The organism is Clostridioides sp. ZZV14-6387 (assembly GCF_020657835.1).
Classification (GTDB): Bacteria; Bacillota; Clostridia; order Peptostreptococcales; family Peptostreptococcaceae; genus Clostridioides; species Clostridioides difficile_A.
On the sequence record NZ_JAGWCW010000158.1, the window covers coordinates 1 to 241 of the forward strand.

The following is a 241-nucleotide window of genomic DNA, read 5'->3' on the forward strand; positions in this document are numbered from 1 at the left end:
ATATTTGTGAACTTGCAAAGAATTTACCTACCCTTACAATTTGTCTACCATACCAATTAGCCTTATATTCTAATTGACGAACAAATTCTGACCATGACACATCAGAAATTAAGCGAGATAGTTTACTATTTCTAGTCATATTCTTTACTTGTAAATCCTCTATGCAAATAATATCATTCTCTCGTATTAATTTAGTAGATAGTTTTTGTAGAAAATCCTTCCTTTGATTAGCTATATGCTC

Annotated in this window: 1 protein-coding gene; it reads right to left on the minus strand. The window is 29.9% G+C overall.

Annotated elements, in window-relative coordinates:
• On the minus strand, positions 1-241 hold a 241-nt coding region (locus tag KGF38_RS20215; protein ID WP_227832706.1), incomplete at both ends, for an RNA-guided endonuclease TnpB family protein.